Genomic DNA, 22,861 nt, shown 5'->3' on the forward strand with positions numbered 1-22,861 from the left:
TTACTACCTCCTGGCTGCCGGTAGTTTGGCGGCTTTGTTGACATCATACCACCAGGTATCTAACCCGATGGTATATACCGGGCGAATCGCCGGATGGGAGAATTTATCCCACCAGGCGAGCCTGTCTTGCGCCATATACCACATCGGCAGCATGTAATAGTTCCAGGTCAGCACGCGATCCAGCGCCCGTCCCAGCGGCACCAGTTTCGCTTTATCACCCTGCGCTGCGATAATTTGCGCGATCAGTTTATCCACCACCGGGCTTTGTACGCCGGGAGCGTTATAACTGGAGTCAATGTATTCCGACGCCCATGAGATTTGTAGATCGGAGCTGGGCCAGGGCATCGCCCGCCATAGCCTCGGCATCATGTCATAGTCGCGGCTACGCATCCGGTTGGTGAGTTGAGAATTATCAACCTGACGGATAGTCATCGTAATGCCCAGACGCTGAAGATTATGCTGGAAGGGCAGAACCCACTGGCTATTACTGCTGGCAGGAAGGAGAAGTTCAAACGTCAGAGGCTTACCGGTGACGCTATTGACCCGTTGCTGTCCGTTGATCACCCATCCGGCCTGCGTCAACAAGGCGTCAGCTTTAAGAAGATTTTCGCGATCGTAGCCGTCGCCGTTAGAGACCGGCGGCTGATAGATCTGAGTGAAGACTTCAGGAGGAAGATCTTTTTTCATCGGTGCGAGTAATACCAGTTCATCGGCGTCAGGGTAATTTCTGGCGGCGTACTCGGTATTCTGGAAGTAACTGTTGGTTCGGCTCCAGGCATTATAGAACAGCGCTTTATTCATCCACTCAAAATCGAAGGCTAGGGTGACGGCTTCACGTACCCGCCGGTCTTTAAATACCGGGCGCTGAATGTTAAAGGCCAGCCAGCGTGTGTCCTGCGCCGACTCGTTTTTCTGCTCTTCTTTAATGATGTAATGATTATCGAAATTTTTACCGATGTAGCGCGTTGCCCAGTTTTTAGCGTCGTTTTCCAGCCGTAGATCAAATGCGCCCGCTTTAAACGCCTCGAAAGCGACATTGTCATCAAGGTAGTAATCGTAGCGGATAGTGTCGAGGTTAAAACGTCCACGATTGACCGGCAGATTAGCCGCCCAGTAGTTTTTGACGCGTGAATAGACAATGTACTGGCCCATTTTCCACTGAGTAATCCGGTATGGCCCGCTGGCTAAGGGCGGCGTTGAAAGTGGATCGCTGAGTTTGTGATTTTTCCAGAATTTTTCGGGCATGATCGGTAGTGAAAACAGACTAAGCATGTCTTCTTTACCAGGCTTCGCCAGCTCAATTCGCACGGTTAAAGGCGCAATCGCCTTCACGGTAGTACCTTTATAGACCAGACGGAACTGCGGTACGCCTTCGGTCATAAACTTATGAAAGGTAAAGGCCACATCGCGGGCGGTAATGGGCGTGCCATCGTGAAAACGAGCGCGGGGGTTAATCGAGATTTCCACCCAGGAATAGTCGGCGGCATAGCGGGCATGGTCGGCAATCAGCGGGTAATAGCTTCCGGGTTCATCATCCGAGGTGGTAAAAAGCGTATCGTAAAGGGCTTCGGTACGTACGCCGGGATTGCCGCGCAGCGAATAGCGATTGAAATTATCGAACGTACCAATGGCGGAAAGCGTCATCTGACCGCCTTTCGGCGCAGCAGGATTCACATAATCAAAGTGATCAAAGTTAAAAGCATACTTAGGTTCGCCGAGTACGGCGAAAGCGTAGCTTTCTTTGATTTCCTGGGCCTGGGCGCCAGCGCTAACCAGTGCGACAAGCAGAAGCATTACGCGCGCAATCATCTGAAGGCGGTTTCCTTATCGTATTGCCCGCTGCAAACCGGCAGGCGTTTCGCTGAATAATAAGTGACGTTGCGTCTGATGTGAATCCGTTAAAACCGTAAGGGGACTACCATTCAGGCACGGAAGGCGCCGACATCCACAGCACGAAATCTTTTAGGGGTAAAGGACGGCTAATCCAGTACCCCTGCAAGTAATTAACACCGTGATCGCGTAGCCAACGGGCCTGCTCCGGCGTTTCAACGCCCTCGGCCACCGTCAGCATATTCAGGCGTCTGGAGAGCGTCAGCACGGTATCCAGAACCGGAGACGTGACGGTTTCCGTGCCGATCGCCTGGATAAAACCGCGATCGATTTTCAGATAATCTAAAGTAAATCGCTCCAGATAAATCAGGGCGCTATGGCCTGTACCGAAATCATCTATAGCGATTTCAAACCCGGCGGAATGCAGCCATTCGAACAGTTTGGCCGCTTCATACTGCTGGAGCATATCGCGTTCAGTGATTTCCAGCACGATATGAAAATGGTGCGCGGGCAGGGCGTCCCTGAGCCGGTGCATATCCTCTTTAAAACTGTCGCTGTGCAGATGTTCCGGCGCGATGTTAATGCCAAATTTGGCACCGACGGGCATCACCTTCTGTAGCGTGGGCGCGTCGCGGGCGATCAGCTCGAACAGATGCTGCGTTAACGGTACGATAAGTTGCTGCGCTTCGGCATAGTGGATAAAGGCATCCGGCGGAATCTCGCCTGCCGTAGGGTGACGCCAGCGCAGTAAGACTTCAAGCCCGGTGACGCTTAGCGTACGAGTATCGACGACGGGCTGATAAACCACATAAAACTGCTCGTGTTTGATCGCCGTTAAAATCTCTTTGCCCGGTCGCGTCCGGAGGGCATAGATAAAGTAACAGATAAACCCCGCTACGATGCCGCTAATGCAGCCCAGCATCAACGCATACCACAAGTCATTGTAGGTCCAGCTATCGGCATAAAGCTGTATTTTAAGCGGCAGGCCGTTGATAGTTGCCTGTCGTGAAGGCGTGCCCGGCAGCTCCGCGACGGTCAGCAGACGCGAAGAAAAGGTCGACAGCGCGGTATTGCCGACAATCAGCGCGATGCCGTTAAAATCGTCCTGGCGCGTGGTATAGAGTAAGTAGGGCGTCAGGTTAATATTCAGCGATGTGAATACGCCGCTGTCATTTAATAATGGGTTTCGATACCAAATCACCATTGTCGGTTTGTTGGGCATCATTGGCGTGCCGGGCAGAATCGCCATAGCAACGTCTTTGCGGATATCTATATCCGGTACCAGTTGCTGAAGCGGCATATTCATGGCGCCAGTGGCGGAAGAGCAGAACACTTTTTTATCTTTAATCAATAAGAAGGCGCGGACATTAAGGCTAAAAGCGGCTCTTGAGGTGAGTTCTGCGCCAACCTGCTGACAGGTGTTGATCGTCAACGGCTGAAGAATATCGGTGGTGGCTTTCAGGTCGGCGAAATAGCTGGCCAGGTAATGTTGTACATCAGAAAGGAGCGTATTGTATTTAACATCCCGTTTATGCCACGACAGGAAAAATTGCAGGCTACCAATAAGTAATGCTGCCGCCATCCCCGTAATGATACAGGTAAGCAGGATTTTCCGACCGGAAGAGGAGTCGCGTGTTAGCATAATTCCTGGTGTGACCTGAAAAGGCGGATGCCGGTTAAACTGGTTGATTTATAAGACTATAGCCTGGATTACCCCGGATAGTCATGCTTTTCTGTGATGCGCAGGAAAGCGTATTGTCGCAGTAGTCGTTGGCGGAAACGACCTGAATGTCTGATGGCGCTATGTTTATCAGGCCTATGTTCGTGTGTTGTAGGCTGGATAAGAGGCGACACGTCGCTATTCGGTAAAACGGGTTCAGAAGGGATAATAAGCAAAAGCACTGCCGAAGCAGTGCTTTTTATGCCGTCTCATCAGGTAAGCCAAGGGAGGTGCTGCCTGATGAAGATTAACTGCGGCTCAGAACTCGACGCGCTTCATTGTAGCGTTTTTTCCAGTACGGTTCGTTCATACTGGAGATAATGACGCCGCTACTGGTAGACGCATGGACAAACTGGTTATTGCCGATATAAATACCGACATGGCGACCAGTGGAACCGGCGCGGAACAGAACCAGATCGCCCGTACGCAGGTTATTGCGTGAAACTGCTTTGCCCATTTCCTGCTGTTCATAGGTTGAACGCGGAAGCTCTAAACCAAACTGTTCACGGAAGGTGCGCTGTACAAAGCTGGAACAGTCGACGCCTTTCTTAGTGCTGCCGCCCAGGCGGTAACGCACGCCTTTCCAGTCAGCATACTGATCCATAATCCGCGACTTAACGTCGAGGTTACGCACCATATTTTCAAATTCATCCTGAGAGGCTTGCAGTGAAGAGCTATCGCTATTGCCCACAGCATGCGTCTCAGAATGCATATTCTTTGCGGTATTGGTGGTTGTGCTACAAGCAGAAAGCAGAACCGCAACTGCAATCGCAGGAATCCCGCGCAAAATATATCTCAAAATCGGTTGAGATTTGACCATGTTGTTTGTTTTCCCTTGAAGTCCTTAACGATAAATATCGTTATAAAAATGCCAAACGTGATGAGACTAATTACCTGCACAGCTTGAGACAATTCTTTGTGCACAAATCTGTGGCGGAACGCACAAATTTATTCGCAATGAGAATAATTATCTGGCGAGGCAAAACGAGTTTGAGATTACCCGATTGTTGCTGTCATTGCGAGCGATTTCGCGTGATTTTTTATAAGAATTTATGATACGAAAAGTGAACTATCAGCACGGGTCAAATTAAGCGCAAATCGTTTAAAAATCGTGCAACCCGTTCATTTTGAAGAGGAATAATATGACCGAAAAATGATGGGCTGGGGAAATATCATCATAAATTACCTTCAACGATGTAAAACTATCGCTGAAGGTAATGTTAATTACATAGGTTATTTGTTTAAAATTTGTTTATTTCCGCCCGGGAGATAATTCTCAAAAAGCGCTATCGCCCGGTCGCTGAGCGGGGTCATCAGCCACCAGGGGAGGCCAATCAAAATAACCGTGAGCGACCCGACCACAATATCGGTGAACCAGTGAGCGCCAATCATAACGCGCGGAAACGCGAAAACCACAAATATAATAAGGGCGATAATCCCCGCAGTTTTGCCGAAATAACGCAGCATAAAGGCGGAAAATATCAGCAGCATCATACCGTGATCGCCTGGGAAACTGTCTTTTGACGCGTCTTTTGTCGGGATGTGCAGCAACTCGCTGACGCGATAAATATGCTCAAAAGAGAGCGTTGGGCTGGCGCGCTTGACGGGGATCAGCGCCTGACCGAGTTGGTTAAGCACCACCGCTGTTAGCAGCATGACCAATCCGATTATCACAATGCGCCGCCGGCCCGATGCGTTTTCTTTTAGCCAGAAACTGAGCATCAGTCCGCCCATCGCCAGCAGCGAACAACCGTCAAACGCCCGATTATTGGTAATAGCGACCCACCAGAGGAACGCGTGGCTTTCCACCAGTTTCTGGTTAAAGAAGTGGAATATGCCGGAATCAATGGTGAACCAGAAGCCGTGATTGACGGGAAGATACCATGACAAAAACAGCGCCAGACCGGCGGCATTAAGCAGAATTATCAAGGAATAGCGGGTTTTCATCGTCATTTCGCCATAGTTTTTAAACGGTGGCAACCTTACGCGTGCGTCGCTAAACGAAGCTTCAACAAGGCCGTCTGTAACGTATTCCAGTCGGTTTCTGTGTTTGAGATAAGTTCAACCCGGCTATCCGGCGGCGCGACACTCTGTGTTTCGATGTGCAGGTCATCGCCCTGGCGATTGATGCGTACCAGCCCCTCTTGTATGCGCATAACGCCTTTCACCCGGCCCACCGGCGCCAGACGCGCCCATTCAAGGAGGCCAATGGTGTCAAACACGGTATCGGCATCGAAAATCCAGCCGCAGGCCTGATGACCCTGTCCGCTATTGAGGCTGCGTCGCCAGCGCTGCTGGGCGGGCAGATTTAGCGCGGCGAGTCCTTTTTTACTGGTATGAGTGTGAGAATGCGCGGCGCTGGTCGGCAGTTCCGCCAGATTTTGTCGCGGTAAATCCAGAAGCTTACCGTCTATCTGTCCATGTTCGGTATGAATCAGTTGACGATCGCCGCCGTACTGTCGCCACCACTGTTGCAGGGCGGCATCGCTCTGCGCCGTGGCGCGATCGGTCTTATTGGCGATGATAATATCGGCTGAGGCGAGCTGATCGCGGAAATTTTCATTGACGACACTCTGTTGGTCCAGTAGCAGACGAGGGTCCAGGATGCAGAGCGTGGCGCGTAAATCAATCCACGGCTCATAAACCGGCGCAGTTAATAAATCCAGAATCTGTTTTGGGTGCCCCAGTCCGGTTGGTTCAATCAGCAACCGGTCAGGTTTACCCTGGCGCAGCAGCGTGTTGAGCCCCACCTGCATAGGCAATCCATTGACGCAGCACATGCAGCCGCCGGGGATCTCTTTTAGCAGTGCGCCGCTGTCGGCAAGCAGCGCGCCGTCAATACCCACTTCACCAAATTCATTAACCAGGACGGCCCACTTTTCAGCCGGATCTTTATGAGCTAATAAATGAAGGATAGAGGTGGTTTTTCCGCTACCGAGAAATCCAGTAATAAGATTGGTTTTGGTCACGTCAGCTCCAGAATATTGATACAACATAACAACTTTAATAATCCTGGCGAATAAACGTGAAAAAGAGAAGCGCTGAGTTGACGAAGTCGTGCTTCTGCCATCTTAAGAGCAGAAAATGTTAAATTTTTAACGTTTCTCTTTCCTGGTGCAGAACAGTCAATAAAGAAAAGGGTCAGACTGCGCCCTGGGGCGCAGCCGAAAAATGCGAAACTTAATCCGCGCGCCCCATATAACGGCGCTCTTCGATATGAATGCGGATTTTCTCACCTGCGCTCAGGTATTCGGGAACCTGAATCACCAGACCGGTGCTTAATGTCGCGGGTTTGTTACGTGCGCTGGCGGACGCTCCTTTAATACCCGGCGCGGTTTCGACGATTTCCAGATCCACGGTCTGCGGAAGCTCTAGCGCCAGCAGTTGGCCGTCCCAGGTCAGAACCTGCATATCCGGCATTCCGCCTTCAGGCATAAACAGCAACTCTTCTTCAATCTGATCTTTGGTGAAGGTATACGGCGTATAGTCTTCTTTATCCATGAACACATATTCGTTGCCATCGACATAAGAAAAGTCAACGCCGCGACGGCTCAGGGTGACGGTATCAACGATATCGTCGCCTTTGAAACGTTCTTCCACTTTCAGACCGGTGCGGACATCGGAAAAACGCATTTTATACAGTGTGGCGGCGCCACGGGCGGTAGGCGACTGAATGTCGATATCTTTCACAATCAGCAATTTGCCGTTGTAGTTCAGTACCATACCCTTTTTGATTTCGTTCGCTCTTGGCATCGAGGAGATCCTGTTGTAGAGATTATCTAAAATATCGCGTAAAACTACTCGCGCCGGGCCGTCCAGGCAAGTGGAATTGTCACTTTTGCTGGTGCAAAAAAGGTGATACTGTTCGCCCGCTTTCCGCTCCGCGTTCAACGAGAATACGCGATGGCATGTCGCCCGGAGGGGGGAAGTGTGCTGTGTTGTCCCTTCTGTTTCCAGCCTTGTCTTCGGAATGTCTGAGGGCAGGCCTGATCATGATGACGTCCACATTTTAAATCTGGATTTTTCTTTGGACAAATTCTGTTATCTTTCATTTGGTTATAAATAGAGGGCTGAGCATGGACTGTCGTAGCGGTTGTGGCGCTTGCTGTATTGCGCCTTCAATTTCGTCGCCGATACCCGGAATGCCGTATGGCAAGCCGATGAATACCAGATGCGTGCAGCTTTCGGAAGATAACTTGTGCCTTATCTTTGGCTCGCCTTTACGCCCAAAAGTGTGCTCTGGTTTGCAACCGACAGGGGACATGTGTTTAACGACCCGGGAAGAGGCCATTATTTATTTGCTGGAACTCGAGCAGAAAACCTTACCATGAGCTAAGCCGTTTTTGATAAACGTGCAGGGGCTTACGTTATATCCCGAAATAGTCTGCAAAAGCTGCGCCTCAAATTACCTCCTTTTACCATTAAATAGCGTAATACATGATTCCCTTATTTCGTGGCTTCTGAAGCGGTAGATGCCGCCGCTCAACCCCGTTGGTGCCTGAACGTGTACCGAATAAACCGTCACATAAAACAAAAACGATCAATTTTATTTATACGATAGTTTTTATCTATTAAAAAGAGGAATTTTGATCGATTTTAATTATTTATAACGATCGATATCATGAATTTGATAGTTTATATCTATCATTGATGTATTTACCGATCGATATAACCAGTGTGAATGTGTTGTTATTTTCCTTTAAAATACTCGAATTCTTATGTGTGGGTTTTATCTTATGAAGAAATATACGTTCGCAGCCAGGGCGTTTATTTTTACGCTGGTGTTGCTTTTTGTTATTTCAGTATTCGGGTTGACTATTAGCGTTTTAAAAGGGATGTGAAATGCGGGGAGAAAATAGTGAAATTGATTTAGTCGACGTTTCCTTATTCCTTATAAGAAAATGGCTAAGTATGGTGATCGCTACCTTTATTTTTGTCGCCATTGGCTATGTTTTTGTGAGCGTGCAGCATGATACAAAGGTTGTGAGTATTACGATCAAACCTAATCTGGATACGCCTGCTACCTATGCGTTATGTGGCTATACTAATGATATTCAATGTAAAACAACGGTTATCCTTAACCAGTTTAGCCGTTTCTTGCCTGCGAACTATAAAAATAAAATAAGTTTTGACGCGAAAAACCAGCTTGTCCTTTTTAAGGCGCAGGGGAGGGAAGAAAGCGTCAATAATATTATTTCCACCCTGAAAAATAGTGTCGATAAAATGGCAGCATGGTATATCGATGACGGTGACATTAAACGTTATAGCGTGCATAAAAATATGTTACAAACGGAAACATATGCAAAGCTATCATTGTTGTCGGAGGCGGTTAAAAATAATGCTAACATTGAAGTGATAGATGTTGCTGTTACACCAAAATATAAGATGCGGCTGGTGTTGGTCCTTTGCGGGCTGATGGGCGTAATTTTCTCAATAACCGGTCTTTTATGTAGGAGGGCGCTAACAGAATATCGTATTGAGAAAAAGACAATGAATGACCGCGCATGAACATTGCGCAGAGATAAACTCTGCGCTGAAATGTGTCGAAGAGTAAAAGTATCAGGCTTGCAAGTTAAACATCTTTAATACGCGCCAGGCAGAACATGGTGGCGACAATCATGACTAACGCAAACCAGAAGACCGCATGGTAATTCCAGATTTCTGCGGCGATTCCCGCCAGCGAACCGGCAATGATCCAGCCGACGCGAATGGTATTGGTATACAGCGTGGTGGCTGAACCCGCCTGGCCTGGCATCAGATCCTGAAAATAGAGCATGCCAATCCCGCCAAGAATGCCGATGTAAATCGCGTTCAGCAACTGCAAGCCGAGCAACGTTGCCGGTGCGTGCGCCAGCAACATACCCGCATAAAAGCACAGTCCGGCGACAACGGCGATGCACATTAACAGGCGTTTTCCCAGCCGTTTGGCGAAGTAACCTGCAATCAGCATTGTGGGAATCTCCAGCCCGGCGGCGGTGCCCATCATCACGCCTGCAAGTTTTTCCGGAAGATGCAGCTCATTGATGATAAACAGCGGCATATTAATGATATACAGGCTGTTAGTTCCCCACATTAACGTACAGATGACAAACAGCAACAGCGTATCGCGGCGATTACGACGCGGTGCTTCCAGCGTGCCGGTCGCCAGCGGCGCATCTTTGCGCATTGACGGTAAAAAGAACCACACTATGACGCCGCAGACGATAAAAGCTACCGCCGCGCTCAAATACATCACCGTAAAGCTAAAACCCATCGCCAGCGCATAGGCCAGCGGCGGCCCAATGACCCAGGCCAATGAGACCTGGGCGCGGAGGATTGAGCTGAACATCACCGCTTCACGACCTGTACGATCGGCATGTTCACGGGCGAGCGCAAACATCTGCGGGTTGGCGGTAGAGCCGAAGCTACTGAGAAAGACGCCGATAAACAGCAAAATAAAGTAGTTGCGGTTCCAGGCAAACAGCACGCAGGCCAACATGCCCAGCACGCAACAGAAAACGATCAGTTTTTTGCGATCGCCTTTTTTATCTGAGCGACCCGCCAGAAACTGGCTCACGATAATGCCGATAACCGCGCTGCCGGTAAAAAAGAATCCCACCATGCCGGGACGGGCGTGAACCTCATCCGTCAGAAAAATACTGAGCGTCGGCGCCTGTAGCGCACCGGCAATACCGGTGAGAAAAGCGACGATCAAAAAGGCGGTAGACGCCAGGTCAAACGATTTAGGCGCAGCGGCGGCGGGACTGTTGTGCATGTTTCTATATCAGTGGTGTGAAGAGAGGCGGAGTTTACGCTGCCCGTCAGAAAATAAACAGGCGTCTGAATCAAAATCGACACGAAAAATCAAAATAGCATTCCAGTTTGTTACCAGGGGGGTGCTGACGCAAGCTGAAAGAAAAAAGCTGAAGCCTTTTATGCGTCAGCTATTGAGGGTCTGTTGGAGAAAAAATGTGCTTCACCTCAAAAAATTGCTACAAAACCGGTAACTTTTCTTGCGTGCTGAAGCAGAAAGATCCAGACTTCTTGAAACGTTTCAGCGCGATCTGGTTTTTTTGATAACTCAGATTGGCGCTTTTTTTCTCATAGTGGCTGAATCGTTTCAATTCAGCAGGAGAGGAGACACATGTTCCAGTTATCGGTTCAGGACATTCATCCGGGCGAGCAGGCCGGAAATAAAGAAGAGGCCATTCGGCAAATCGCCGCCGCGTTAGCGCAGGCGGGGAATGTGGCGGGCGGCTATGTTGACGGTATGCTGGCGCGCGAACAGCAAACCTCGACCTTTCTTGGCAATGGTATTGCGATTCCCCATGGCACAACAGACACGCGCGATCAGGTGCTGAAAACCGGCGTCCAGGTCTTTCAATTTCCGCAGGGCGTTACCTGGGGAGAAGGCCAGGTCGCCTACGTGGCGATTGGTATTGCCGCCAGTTCGGACGAACACCTTGGCCTGCTGCGTCAGCTGACGCATGTGCTGAGCGATGACTCCGTGGCTGAACAGCTGAAATCCGCGACAACGGCGGAAGAGCTGCGCGCATTGCTGATGGGCGAGAAGCAAAGTGAACAATTAAAACTTGATAACGAGACGATGACGCTGGATGTCATCGCCAGCTCGCTGGTCACATTGCAGGCGCTAAATGCGGCGCGTCTGAAAGAGGCGGGAGCGGTTGATGCGGCGTTCGTCGCAAAAACGATTAACGATAGTCCGATGAATCTGGGACAAGGCATCTGGCTGAACGACAGCGCGGAAGGCAATTTGCGCAGCGCTGTTGCGGTAAGCCGTGCGACCCAGGCGTTTGACGTAGAGGGTGAAAAAGCAGCCTTATTAGTCACTGTCGCGATGAACGACGAGCAGCCGATTGCCGTGTTAAAACGCCTCGGCGACCTGTTGCTGAACAATAAAGCCGATCGTCTGCTGAGCGCCGACGCCGCGACGCTGCTGGCGTTGCTGACCAGTGATGATGCGCTGACGGATGACGTACTGAGCGCGGAATTTGTAGTGCGTAATGAGCATGGTCTCCATGCCCGTCCGGGCACCATGCTGGTGAATACGATTAAACAATTTAACAGTGAAATTACCGTGACAAACCTTGATGGAACCGGCAAACCGGCAAACGGACGTAGTCTGATGAAAGTGGTGGCGTTAGGCGTGAAGAAAGGCCATCGTCTGCGCTTTACCGCGCAGGGTGAAGATGCTGAACAGGCGCTGAAAGCGATTGGCGATGCGATCGCCGCCGGTCTCGGGGAGGGCGCATAATGAGCAGGCGTGTCGCCACCATTACCCTTAATCCGGCTTACGATCTGGTTGGGTTTTGCCCTGAAATCGAACGCGGCGAAGTGAACCTGGTGAAAACCACGGGTCTGCACGCGGCGGGCAAAGGCATTAACGTTGCCAAAGTGCTGAAAGACTTAGGCATCGACGTCACCGTCGGCGGTTTTCTCGGTAAAGATAACCAGGACGGTTTTCAGCAATTATTCAGCGAACTGGGCATCGCTAACCGCTTTCAGGTGGTTCAGGGCCGGACCCGCATCAACGTGAAGCTGACGGAAAAAGATGGCGAAGTGACCGACTTCAACTTTTCCGGCTTTGACGTGACCCCCGCAGACTGGGAACGCTTTGTTAACGACTCCCTGAGCTGGCTGGGCCAGTTCGATATGGTCTGCGTCAGCGGTAGCTTACCGGCTGGCGTGAGTCCGGAAGCGTTCACCGACTGGATGACGCGTCTGCGCAGCCAGTGTCCATGCATTATCTTTGATAGTAGCCGTGAAGCGTTAGTCGCCGGTCTTAAAGCTGCGCCGTGGCTGGTGAAACCGAATCGCCGCGAACTGGAAATTTGGGCGGGTCGTAAGCTCCCGGAAATGAAAGATGTGATTGATGCGGCGCACGCGTTACGCGAACAGGGTATCGCCCATGTGGTGATTTCGCTGGGGGCGGAAGGCGCGCTGTGGGTTAACGCCTCAGGAGAATGGATCGCTAAACCACCGGCGGTTGACGTGGTAAGTACCGTCGGCGCAGGCGATTCCATGGTTGGCGGATTGATTTACGGCCTGCTGATGCGCGAGTCCAGCGAACATACGCTGCGTCTGGCGACGGCGGTTGCCGCGCTGGCGGTCAGCCAGAGCAATGTGGGTATTACCGATCGTCCTCAGTTGGCCGCAATGATGGCGCGTGTCGACTTACAACCGTTTAACTGACAGCAGGAGAGGCATAATGAAAACGCTGCTGATAATTGACGCTAATCTCGGCCAGGCTCGCGCTTACATGGCGAAAACCCTGCTTGGAGCGGCGGCGCATAAAGCAAATCTGGAAATTATCGACAATCCGAATGATGCTGAGCTGGCGATCGTATTGGGCGAATCTCTGCCGAACGACAATGCTTTGAACGGCAAAAAGGTTTGGCTGGGGGATATTGGCCGCGCCGTCGCGCATCCGGAACTGTTTCTGAGTGAAGCCAAAAGCCATGCGACCCCTTACAGCGCCCCTGCTGCGGCTGCTCCTGCGGCGAGCGGCGGTCCGAAACGCGTGGTCGCGGTAACGGCCTGCCCGACCGGCGTCGCTCATACTTTTATGGCGGCTGAAGCCATTGAAACAGAAGCGAAAAAACGCGGCTGGTGGGTAAAAGTCGAAACGCGCGGCTCCGTGGGGGCCGGCAATGCCATCACCCCGGAAGAGGTGGCGGAAGCGGATTTAGTGATTGTGGCGGCGGATATCGAAGTGGATCTGGCGAAGTTTGCCGGTCTCCCAATGTACCGCACGTCGACCGGCCTGGCGCTGAAAAAGACGGCGCAGGAGCTGGATAAAGCCGTAGCGGAAGCGACGCCGTATCAACCGGCGGGTAAGGCATCGCAAGCGGCGACCGAAGGGAAGAAAGAGAGCGCTGGCGCATACCGGCATCTGTTGACGGGCGTTTCTTACATGCTGCCTATGGTGGTTGCCGGGGGACTGTGTATTGCGCTTTCCTTCGCTTTTGGTATTGAAGCCTTTAAGGTGCCGGACACGCTGGCGGCGGCGCTGATGCAGATTGGCGGCGGTTCGGCGTTTGCGCTGATGGTGCCGGTACTGGCGGGTTATATCGCTTTCTCCATCGCGGATCGCCCAGGCCTTACGCCAGGTCTGATTGGCGGTATGCTGGCGGTTAGCACCGGTTCCGGTTTTATCGGCGGGATCATTGCCGGCTTCCTTGCCGGGTATATGGCGAAGCTTATCAGTACCAAACTGAAACTTCCGCAAAGTATGGAAGCGCTGAAGCCAATCCTGATCATCCCGTTAATTTCCAGTCTGGTGGTGGGGCTGGCGATGATTTACCTGATCGGTAAACCGGTTGCCGGGATTCTGGAAGGGCTCACCCACTGGCTGCAAACCATGGGAACCGCAAACGCGGTACTGTTGGGCGCGATTCTCGGCGGGATGATGTGTACCGACATGGGCGGCCCGGTGAACAAAGCGGCGTATGCGTTTGGCGTTGGTCTGCTGAGTACGCAAACTTACGCGCCGATGGCGGCGATCATGGCCGCAGGTATGGTACCGCCGTTAGCGCTGGGTCTGGCAACGATGGTGGCGCGTCGTAAGTTCGACAAAGCGCAGCAGGAAGGCGGTAAAGCGGCGTTGGTGCTGGGGCTGTGCTTTATCACTGAAGGCGCTATTCCGTTTGCGGCACGCGACCCGATGCGTGTACTGCCGTGCTGTATCGTTGGCGGCGCGTTGACCGGGGCTATTTCTATGGCGGTAGGCGCAAAATTGATGGCGCCGCATGGCGGTCTGTTTGTTCTGCTTATCCCAGGCGCAATTACGCCGGTATTGGGATACCTGCTGGCAATTGTGGCCGGTACGCTGGTGGCAGGGCTGGCTTATGCCGTCCTGAAACGTCCGGAGACGGAAGTCGCGGCAAAAGCGGCATAAGAGAAACACGCTAAAAAAGGCAGAGCGCGCTCTGCCTTTTTTATTACCTGAAGAACATTGAGCGTCAGGCCACCGCTTCGGCAATTTGCTGGGCTTTTAACCACGCAATCTCTTCCGCCCAGATATCAGGATTGATGGTCTCCAGTATCAGCGGAATACCGTCAAAACGCGCATCCTGCATAATCCAACGAAACGCATCGTGGCCGATATTGCCTTCACCCAGACTGTGATGGCGGTCAACGCGGCTACCGAAGGCGCTTTTGGCGTCGTTCAGGTGCATTCCGCGCAAATACTGAAATCCGACAATTTTCCCGAATTCGGCGAACGTTTTTTCGCACGCCTCTGGCGTACGCAGATCGTATCCGGCGGCAAAGGCATGGCAGGTATCGATACAGACGCCAACGCGCGACTTATCTTCCACGCCGTCGATGATGGTGGCTAACTGTTCAAACTCAAACCCCAGATTACTGCCCTGACCGGCTGTATTTTCGATAACCGCCGTAACGCCCTCGGTCTGCGCGAGGGCAATATTGATGGATTCCGCGATCCGCGCCAGGCAATCCTCCTGTGCAATCTGCATCAGATGGCTACCGGGATGAAAATTAAGCAAGGTTAAGCCGAGTTGTTCACAGCGCTGCATTTCATCGAGAAAGGCATCGCGTGATTTTTCCAGCGCTTCACTGACCGGATGGCCCAGATTAATCAGGTAACTATCGTGGGGAAGAATTTGCGCCGCCGAGAAATGATACTTTTCACAGGCGATTTTAAAGTCATCAATGACCTGGGGAGTAAGGGGGGCGGCACGCCACTGACGCTGGTTTTTTGTGAAAAGCGCAAAGGCCGTTGCGCCAATTTCAGCCGCGCGGGCAGGGGCGTTAGCCAGACCGCCAGCAGCGCTGACGTGCGCTCCGATGTATTTCATAAAAGACTCCTGTTAAACCCGCTAACGGTTCATTACGAACGCTATGATAACGGGTTAACAGGCGTGAAACGTAATAATTTATGCGATAAGGCTATGGATTAGGACGTTAATGGCGCCACCGCCAATAATCAGCCAGGCGAATAATGCCAGCGCCATCAGCAGCGGTTTCGCCCCCGCTTTTTTCAATGCGCTAACGTGAGTGGTCAGACCCAACGCCGCCATCGCCATCGCCAGCAGCACTGTGTCCAGCGTCACCAGCATATCCACTACGGCTTTCGGCAGCAGGTGGAAAGAGTTGAAGATCGCCACTACGATGAAGAAAATAGCAAACCACGGAATGGTAATTTTGCTTTTTTCCGCGCCGGTCGCCGGTGAAAGCTGTTTAACGCGTGCCGCCAGAATGATCAGGAACGGCGCCAGCATCATGACACGCAGCATCTTAGCGATAACTGCCGCATTTTCCGCATCCGGGCTAACGGCATGACCCGCTGCGACCACTTGCGCGACTTCATGCATGGTTGAGCCGATATAGATGCCGTAAGTTTCCGGGCTGAACCAGTGCGCCAGCAGCGGATACATTGCCGGGTAAAGGAAAATAGCGATGGTGCCGAAAATAACGACAGTCGCGACGGCTACAGTAACCTTACTGGCTTCCGCTTTTACCACCGGTTCTGTCGCCAGTACCGCCGCCGCGCCGCAGATACTGCTACCGGCGCCAATCAGCCAGCTGGTATGCCTGTCCAGACCAAAGACTTTTTGGCCTAAGAAGCAGGCCAGCATGAACGTGCTGGAAAGCGTTAATACGTCAATCACAATACCGCTAATACCCACGTCGGCGATTTGTGAAAAGGTAAGGCGGAAGCCGTAAAGGATAATCCCTAAACGCAGTAAATGTTGTTTTGCAAACAGCACGCCGCCGTCGCATTGTTTCCATATTTGTGGATAGACGGTATTCCCGATAACCATACCCAGCAGGATAGCCAGGGTCAGAGCGCTGAACCCCGCGCCTGCAACGGCAGGGATAGCGCCGCCCCACAGGGCGACTCCTGTAATGACGGCGCTCAGAGCGAGCCCCGGTATAAAATGCCACATTGTACGACGATGATTCTGCAAGGTGAGTTCTGTCATAACCTTCTCCTGTATATGGACAATAAGGTTACGGTGATCTGGTTTAAAAATAAAATTGATTATATATTTATAATTAATCTTTATAAGTGGTAAGTGAAACGCTATCGGTGGGATACGACTATGCATATTACGCTACGACAACTTGAAGTGTTTGCTGAAGTACTGAAAAGCGGTTCAACAACCCAGGCGTCGGTCATGCTGTCATTATCGCAGTCCGCCGTTAGCGCCGCGCTCACCGATCTGGAAGGTCAGCTCGGCGTACAGTTGTTTGATCGGGTGGGGAAACGGCTGGTGGTCAACGAACACGGGCGCTTGTTATACCCGCGCGCGCTGGCATTGCTGGAGCAAGCGGTAGAAATTGAGCAGCTATTTCGTGAGGATAACGGCGCGATACGGGTTTATGCCAGTAGCACCATCGGCAATTACATTTTACCCGCCATGATTGCCCGCTATCGCCAGCATTATCCGGCCTTACCGCTGGAACTCAGCGTGGGAAACAGCCAGGACGTGATTAACGCGGTGCTGGATTTTCGGGTTGATATCGGCCTGATTGAAGGACCATGTCACAGTACAGAGATTATTTCTGAGCCGTGGCTGGAAGATGAGCTGGTGGTCTTTGCCGCGCCGTCCTCGCCGCTGACGCAGGGGCCGGTGACGCTGGAACAGCTTGCGGCATCCCCATGGATTTTACGCGAGCGCGGTTCCGGTACGCGGGAAATTGTCGATTATTTGCTGTTGTCGCATTTGCCGCGCTTTCATATGGCGATGGAGTTGGGGAATTCAGAAGCGATCAAACATGCGGTGCGTCATGGACTGGGGATAAGCTGTTTATCGCGCCGGGTGATTGCTGAACAACTCCAGGCGGGAACCCTGGGCGAAGTCGCGGTGCCGTTACCGCGCCTGGTGCGCACGTTGTGGCGTGTTCATCATCGGCAGAAACATCTTTCTAACGCGTTGCAGCGTTTTTTGAGTTACTGTGAATAAAGGTGAAGAGGAGGGCTGCCCGGGCGGCATCGCCATTTTTAGTATCCGCTTACGTATACGTTATTCTCTGCTTTACTTATAATCCGTGGCCGGTCATGAAGGTCTCTTATAACCGCGCATTTGTGTCGGAAGGATAGTATTTCGTCTGTTACAATCGCGCCTCATTTTTTGGATGGATAGCATTTTCACATGGGTTCCAAAACTAAAACCACAGAAGCGCCCGCGCTACGTCGCGAATTAAAGGCGCGTCACCTGACGATGATTGCCATTGGCGGCTCCATCGGGACAGGTCTTTTCGTTGCATCTGGTGCGACAATTTCTCAGGCGGGGCCAGGCGGCGCGCTGTTTTCTTATATTCTGATTGGTTTGATGGTCTACTTCCTGATGACCAGTCTTGGCGAGCTGGCGGCCTATATGCCGGTATCTGGCTCGTTTGCGACATATGGTCAGAACTATGTGGAAGAAGGCTTTGGTTTCGCGCTGGGCTGGAACTACTGGTACAACTGGGCGGTGACTATCGCTGTTGACCTGGTTGCCGCGCAATTGGTGATGGGCTGGTGGTTCCCGGACACGCCGGGCTGGATCTGGAGCGCGCTATTCCTCTGCGTCATTTTCTTGCTGAACTACATTTCCGTGCGCGGTTTTGGCGAAGCGGAGTACTGGTTCTCGTTAATTAAAGTCGCGACCGTTATTATCTTCATCATCGTTGGCGTAGCGATGATTATCGGTATCTTTAAAGGTGTCGAGCCGGTCGGCTGGAGCAACTGGACGACGGGCGATGCGCCTTTTGCTGGCGGTTTTGCGGCAATGATTGGCGTCGCGATGATCGTGGGCTTCTCTTTCCAGGGAACTGAGCTGATTGGTATTGCCGCCGGGGAATCTGAAAACCCGGAGAAGAATATTCCGCGCGCGGTGCGTCAGGTGTTCTGGCGTATTCTGCTGTTTTATGTTTTCGCGATTTTGATTATCAGCCTGATCATTCCTTATACCGATCCAAACCTGCTGCGTAACGACGTCAAAGACATTAGCGTCAGTCCGTTTACCTTAGTGTTCCAGCATGCGGGCTTGTTGTCTGCGGCGGCGATAATGAATGCGGTTATCCTGACGGCGGTACTGTCTGCGGGTAACTCCGGGATGTATGCCTCGACCCGTATGCTCTACACCCTGGCCTGTGACGGTAAGGCCCCGCGTATTTTTGCGAAATTGTCCCGCGGCGGCGTACCGCGCAATGCGCTTTATGCCACCACCGTGATTGCCGGTCTTTGCTTTTTGACCTCAATGTTCGGCAACCAGACGGTCTATCTGTGGCTGTTGAACACCTCCGGTATGACGGGCTTCATCGCCTGGCTGGGGATTGCCATTAGCCATTATCGCTTCCGTCGCGGTTACGTGATACAAGGGTATGATGTGAATGATTTGCCGTACCGTTCCGGGTTCTTCCCGCTGGGGCCGATTTTCGCCTTTGTACTGTGCCTGATTATTACGTTGGGGCAGAACTATGAAGCATTCCTGAAAGATACCATCGACTGGGGCGGCGTCGCGGCGACCTATATCGGTATTCCGCTGTTCCTGCTTATCTGGTTCGGCTACAAGCTGATAAAAGGTACGCATTTCGTGCGCTATAGTGAAATGCACTTCCCGGAACGCGTTAAAAAGTAACGCGGTATTCTCGTCATAGGCCGGATAGGCTTTATGCCGCTATCCGGCACGGACTGCCTGAACCTGACCCTTCTAACCCTCTCATTCGAGAGGGTTTTTTGTTTTTTCTTTATGATTGGTTCAAATGATATAATTATTAACAATTAAATTGATAATTATTATCGTTTGCTTTATCGTTACGCTCGAAATCAGAAAGGATGAAGATTCGGGCGCGACCGTCACTCATGAGCCCGACTCGCCTGCATAAAAAGAGTTCGCCGTGATAACCGTTATCGCAGGCGAAACGTAATGCGTTGTGAGCGATAACCGATTTTTTTTGTCGTATTTACCTCATGGAGAAATGGAATGTTTAGGTTTAACCCTTTCGTTCGGGTAGGGCTTTGTATGTCCGCAGTTACGTTGGCCTGGCCGGTTGCCGCGGCAACGGATGATGGTGAAACCATGGTCGTTACCGCGTCCGCCATCGAACAAAATCTGAAAGATGCGCCAGCAAGTATCAGCGTCATTACCCAGCAAGATTTACAGCGCAGGCCCGTGCAAAACCTGAAAGATGTCCTGAAAGAGGTGCCGGGCGTACAGCTCACTAACGAAGGGGATAACCGTAAAGGCGTGAGTATTCGTGGTCTGGACAGCAGTTATACGCTGATCCTGATCGACGGTAAGCGCGTTAACTCCCGTAACGCGGTCTTCCGCCATAATGATTTTGATCTGAACTGGATACCGGTTGACGCTATCGAACGTATTGAAGTGGTGCGTGGCCCCATGTCCTCGCTGTATGGCTCCGATGCGCTGGGCGGCGTGGTCAACATTATCACCAAAAAAATTGGTCAGAAATGGCACGGCAGCGTCACGGTTGACTCCACTATTCAGGAACATCGCGACCGTGGCGATACTTATAACGGTCAGTTCTTTACCAGCGGTCCGCTGATCGACGGCGTGCTGGGAATGAAAGCCTACGGTAGCCTGGCGAAACGCGAAAAAGACGAGCAGCAGAGTTCCGCCACCACCGCTACGGGTGAAACGCCGCGCATTGAAGGATTTACCAGCCGGGATGGAAACGTCGAGTTTGCCTGGACACCAAACGAAAATCATGACGTTACCGCAGGCTACGGTTTTGATCGCCAGGACCGGGACTCCGACTCGCTGGATAAAAATCGTCTGGAACGGCAAAACTACGCGTTGAGCCATAACGGACGTTGGGATCTCGGCAACAGCGAGCTCAAGTTCTACGGCGAAAAGGTGGAAAACAAAAACCCCGGCAACAGTAGCCCTATCACGTCAGAAAGCAATTCGATTGACGGGAAATACGTTCTGCCGTTAGCGTCTGTCAACCAGTTCCTCACCTTCGGCGGCGAATGGCGTCACGATAAACTGAGCGATGCGGTGAACCTGACCGGCGGTTCCAGTACTAAAACCTCCGCCAGCCAGTACGCTCTGTTCCTTGAAGATGAGTGGCGCATCTTCGAACCGCTGGCGCTGACCACCGGTATTCGTATGGATGACCATGAAACCTATGGCGATCACTGGAGCCCGCGTGCTTATCTGGTCTATAACGCAACGGATACCCTGACGGTGAAAGGTGGGTGGGCCACGGCCTTTAAAGCGCCGTCGCTATTGCAATTAAGTCCGGACTGGGCGACCAACTCCTGCCGTGGCGGATGCCGCATTATCGGTAGCCCGGATCTGAAACCTGAAACCAGTGAAAGCTGGGAGCTCGGCCTTTATTACCGTGGCGAAGAAGGCATACTGGAGGGCGTGGAAGCGAGCGTTACCACGTTCCGTAACGATGTGGACAATCGCATCAGCATTAGTCGTACCCCTGACGTTAACGCCGCGCCCGGCTATTCCAACTTTGTCGGTTTCGAAACCAACAGTCGGGGACAGCGCGTTCCGGTCTTCCGTTATTACAACGTGAATAAAGCGCGTATTCAGGGCGTGGAAACCGAGTTGAAAGTTCCGTTTAACGAGGCGTGGAAACTGTCGTTGAATTACACCTATAACGACGGACGCGACGTCAGTAATGGCGGGAACAAGCCGCTTTCCGATCTGCCGTTCCACACCGCGAACGGTACGCTGGACTGGAAACCGGTGCAGCTCGAAGACTGGTCATTCTACGTATCAGGGAATTATACCGGGCGTAAGCGGGCCGACAGCGCAACGGCGAAAACGCCGGGCGGGTACGTGGTCTGGGATACCGGCGCGGCATGGCAGGCGACGAAAAACGTTAAACTGCGTGCGGGCGTTCTGAACGTGGGCGATAAAGATCTCAAACGCGACGACTACGGTTATACCGAAGACGGACGTCGTTACTTTATGGCGGTGGATTACCGTTTCTGACAGAGACTGGCGACAGCCGCGTTTTGCCGCTGTCGCCAGAATGTTATAACCGATGCAGCCTGGAGAGCAGCGCCAGCGACAGAGTCGTTAGCAGAATGGCGATTAACGCATAGATATAAACGCCCGACCACGCCCAGCTATTTTTCACCATAATTACCGGCACACCGGCCATTGCCGCGCCGACATAGCTGAACAATCCCCGAAAGCCGGTAATCGATCCCGCCGCATCCTTATGGGTCACATCCAGACAGCCGACGGCAAAAAGCATATGCGGTCCGTATAAGGCGAAGCCCATGATGGTGAACAGAATCGCGGTGAGGGTGTAAGAGGTATCCTGAACCAGCGGCACCAGCACGATGCATATGCACAGCGCTAACGCGAAGATTAACCCGGTCATCCAGCGGTTACTTTTGAACATAAAGTCAGACAAGTAGCCTGCCAGCAACCCACCTGCCAGTCCGCCCGCCTCAAACCAGGAAATAATCGAGTTCGCTTTTATCAGACTCCAGCCGTGAACCTGCGAATAGTAAATCTGCGGCCAGTCGTTAAGAATAGTGCGCGCAATATAAACCGACATATCACCGATAATAATGATCCATACCAGTGGATTGGTCAGGATATATTTCACAAAAACCTGCCAGAAGCTCAGGTTGACCGGGCTGGCCTTGACCTGGGCCAGTTCCGTCGGGTCGTTACGCCACTGCCCCACGTTGGGCAAACCTAACGTACCGGGACGATCTTTAATGGTAAATAGCGCCACTATCCCCATCAGCAGCGAAATGGCGCCGGGAACATAAAACCCCATTTTCCAGCTACCGCTAAAGGCGATAGCAAAGCTGGTCAGCAGCGGCGCGAGGCTGCCGCCGATATTGTGCGCCGCTTCAACGATAGCCCACCAGCGTCCCCGTTCGTTTTTCGAAAACCACGAAGCCATAATTTTCGCCATCGGCGGAAAGCTGGTGCCCTGTAATATCGCGTTGAGACTGTACAGCACGTAGAATGCCGCCACGCTGTCGGAAAAGCCGAACAGAATATTTACAATCCCCACGCCAATCAGCACCGGGCCGGTCATGGCTTTCGGGTTAATTTTATCGACCAGCATCCCGCCGACAAACTTCATCGCGCCATAAAGAATGTAAAAAATAGAAGACATAATGGCGAAGTCTTCTGCGGTCAGCGACGTTTCCGTCAGCATGGCCGGCATCGCGGCGGAGAAGTTTTTACGGGTAAGATAAAAGACGGCATAAGAGATAAAGACCGAGGCGATAATCTCAAAACGAAATTTTTTATAGGTCTGGTCTATCTCTTTTTTCTCTTTTACAATCGGCTTATCGGGCTGGCTGAAAATAAATGTTTTTATACTCATTTTAAAATTCCCTTCCGG

Annotated in this window: 19 protein-coding genes; 9 read left to right on the forward strand and 10 right to left on the reverse strand. The window is 51.9% G+C overall.

Features of this window, described 5'->3' with window-relative positions; translation table 11 throughout:
• Window positions 1-3: 3 nt before the first annotated feature.
• The 6 genes from K8W53_RS08020 to yeiP all read right to left on the reverse strand — a co-directional run bounded on the left by K8W53_RS08020 (window position 4) and on the right by yeiP (window position 7,303).
• The gene (locus K8W53_RS08020) at window positions 4-1,809 is read right to left on the reverse strand and encodes an extracellular solute-binding protein (RefSeq protein WP_000561742.1); all 1,806 of its coding nucleotides are present in this window, start codon (window positions 1,807-1,809) and stop codon (window positions 4-6) included.
• A gap of 106 nt (window positions 1,810-1,915) precedes the next feature.
• Window positions 1,916-3,472 carry a cyclic di-GMP phosphodiesterase gene (locus K8W53_RS08025; RefSeq protein ID WP_000957763.1) on the reverse strand — a complete coding sequence of 519 codons (1,557 nt, stop codon included), beginning with the start codon at window positions 3,470-3,472 and terminating at the stop codon, window positions 1,916-1,918.
• A 325-nt stretch (window positions 3,473-3,797) separates the two neighbouring features.
• Window positions 3,798-4,370, reverse strand: a complete 573-nt coding sequence (gene mepS / locus K8W53_RS08030; RefSeq protein WP_000241015.1) for a bifunctional murein DD-endopeptidase/murein LD-carboxypeptidase — start codon at window positions 4,368-4,370, stop codon at window positions 3,798-3,800.
• Window positions 4,371-4,783: 413 nt separating this feature from the next.
• Window positions 4,784-5,503 (reverse strand): phosphatase PAP2 family protein, encoded by a 720-nt coding sequence (locus K8W53_RS08035; RefSeq protein WP_000178095.1) that lies wholly within the window; start codon window positions 5,501-5,503, stop codon window positions 4,784-4,786.
• A 29-nt stretch (window positions 5,504-5,532) separates the two neighbouring features.
• Complete coding sequence (locus K8W53_RS08040; RefSeq protein WP_023224388.1) at window positions 5,533-6,519, reverse strand: CobW family GTP-binding protein; 987 nt, start codon at window positions 6,517-6,519, stop codon at window positions 5,533-5,535.
• A gap of 211 nt (window positions 6,520-6,730) precedes the next feature.
• Entirely contained in the window at window positions 6,731-7,303 is a 573-nt protein-coding gene (gene yeiP / locus K8W53_RS08045; RefSeq protein WP_001136822.1) for an elongation factor P-like protein YeiP, read from the reverse strand.
• A 323-nt stretch (window positions 7,304-7,626) separates the two neighbouring features.
• Between yeiP and K8W53_RS08050 the strand changes: the two genes are divergently transcribed.
• From K8W53_RS08050 to K8W53_RS08060, 3 genes are all read left to right on the forward strand, one after another.
• Entirely contained in the window at window positions 7,627-7,881 is a 255-nt protein-coding gene (locus K8W53_RS08050; RefSeq protein WP_010989043.1) for a YkgJ family cysteine cluster protein, read from the forward strand.
• Between the two features lie 387 nt (window positions 7,882-8,268).
• Window positions 8,269-8,391 (forward strand): membrane protein, encoded by a 123-nt coding sequence (locus K8W53_RS08055; RefSeq protein WP_001519564.1) that lies wholly within the window; start codon window positions 8,269-8,271, stop codon window positions 8,389-8,391.
• A 1-nt stretch (window position 8,392) separates the two neighbouring features.
• Complete coding sequence (locus K8W53_RS08060; RefSeq protein WP_023224387.1) at window positions 8,393-9,058, forward strand: GNVR domain-containing protein; 666 nt, start codon at window positions 8,393-8,395, stop codon at window positions 9,056-9,058.
• Window positions 9,059-9,122: 64 nt separating this feature from the next.
• Here K8W53_RS08060 and setB read toward each other — a convergent pair whose 3' ends face one another.
• A complete protein-coding gene (setB, locus tag K8W53_RS08065) occupies window positions 9,123-10,304 on the reverse strand; it encodes a sugar efflux transporter SetB (RefSeq protein ID WP_000551926.1) in 1,182 nt (393 codons plus the stop codon).
• A 369-nt stretch (window positions 10,305-10,673) separates the two neighbouring features.
• Between setB and fruB the strand changes: the two genes are divergently transcribed.
• From fruB to fruA, 3 genes are read left to right on the forward strand one after another with little or no spacing between them, the layout of a single operon-like run.
• The gene (gene fruB, locus K8W53_RS08070) at window positions 10,674-11,804 is read left to right on the forward strand and encodes a fused PTS fructose transporter subunit IIA/HPr protein (RefSeq protein ID WP_000487287.1); all 1,131 of its coding nucleotides are present in this window, start codon (window positions 10,674-10,676) and stop codon (window positions 11,802-11,804) included.
• Window positions 11,804-12,742: a 1-phosphofructokinase gene (fruK, locus tag K8W53_RS08075; RefSeq protein ID WP_000091249.1), complete on the forward strand. Its 939-nt coding sequence runs from the start codon at window positions 11,804-11,806 to the stop codon at window positions 12,740-12,742. Before fruB ends, fruK begins: the two co-directional genes overlap by 1 nt.
• A gap of 16 nt (window positions 12,743-12,758) precedes the next feature.
• Complete coding sequence (gene fruA, locus K8W53_RS08080; protein WP_000854408.1) at window positions 12,759-14,447, forward strand: PTS fructose transporter subunit IIBC; 1,689 nt, start codon at window positions 12,759-12,761, stop codon at window positions 14,445-14,447.
• Window positions 14,448-14,511: 64 nt separating this feature from the next.
• On the opposite strand, the gene nfo is transcribed toward fruA, so the two are convergent.
• Both nfo and K8W53_RS08090 read right to left on the reverse strand, forming a co-directional pair.
• Window positions 14,512-15,369, reverse strand: a complete 858-nt coding sequence (gene nfo / locus K8W53_RS08085; protein WP_023224099.1) for a deoxyribonuclease IV — start codon at window positions 15,367-15,369, stop codon at window positions 14,512-14,514.
• A 78-nt stretch (window positions 15,370-15,447) separates the two neighbouring features.
• Entirely contained in the window at window positions 15,448-16,497 is a 1,050-nt protein-coding gene (locus tag K8W53_RS08090; RefSeq protein ID WP_000137966.1) for a YeiH family protein, read from the reverse strand.
• A 120-nt stretch (window positions 16,498-16,617) separates the two neighbouring features.
• Here K8W53_RS08090 and yieE point away from each other — a divergent pair, with 120 nt between their 5' ends.
• The 3 genes from yieE to cirA all read left to right on the forward strand — a co-directional run bounded on the left by yieE (window position 16,618) and on the right by cirA (window position 21,477).
• Window positions 16,618-17,481 (forward strand): DNA-binding transcriptional regulator YeiE, encoded by an 864-nt coding sequence (yieE, locus tag K8W53_RS08095; RefSeq protein WP_000548316.1) that lies wholly within the window; start codon window positions 16,618-16,620, stop codon window positions 17,479-17,481.
• A 189-nt stretch (window positions 17,482-17,670) separates the two neighbouring features.
• The gene (gene lysP, locus K8W53_RS08100; protein ID WP_000534999.1) at window positions 17,671-19,140 is read left to right on the forward strand and encodes a lysine-specific permease; all 1,470 of its coding nucleotides are present in this window, start codon (window positions 17,671-17,673) and stop codon (window positions 19,138-19,140) included.
• A 345-nt stretch (window positions 19,141-19,485) separates the two neighbouring features.
• Window positions 19,486-21,477 carry a catecholate siderophore receptor CirA gene (gene cirA / locus K8W53_RS08105; protein ID WP_000488252.1) on the forward strand — a complete coding sequence of 664 codons (1,992 nt, stop codon included), beginning with the start codon at window positions 19,486-19,488 and terminating at the stop codon, window positions 21,475-21,477.
• 43 nt (window positions 21,478-21,520) lie between these two features.
• On the opposite strand, the gene K8W53_RS08110 is transcribed toward cirA, so the two are convergent.
• Window positions 21,521-22,843: an MFS transporter gene (locus K8W53_RS08110; protein WP_023224101.1), complete on the reverse strand. Its 1,323-nt coding sequence runs from the start codon at window positions 22,841-22,843 to the stop codon at window positions 21,521-21,523.
• Between the last annotated feature and the right edge of the window lie 18 nt (window positions 22,844-22,861).

It is taken from the genome of Salmonella sp. A29-2 (assembly GCF_020150755.1).
Lineage (GTDB): Bacteria > Pseudomonadota > Gammaproteobacteria > Enterobacterales > Enterobacteriaceae > Salmonella > Salmonella enterica.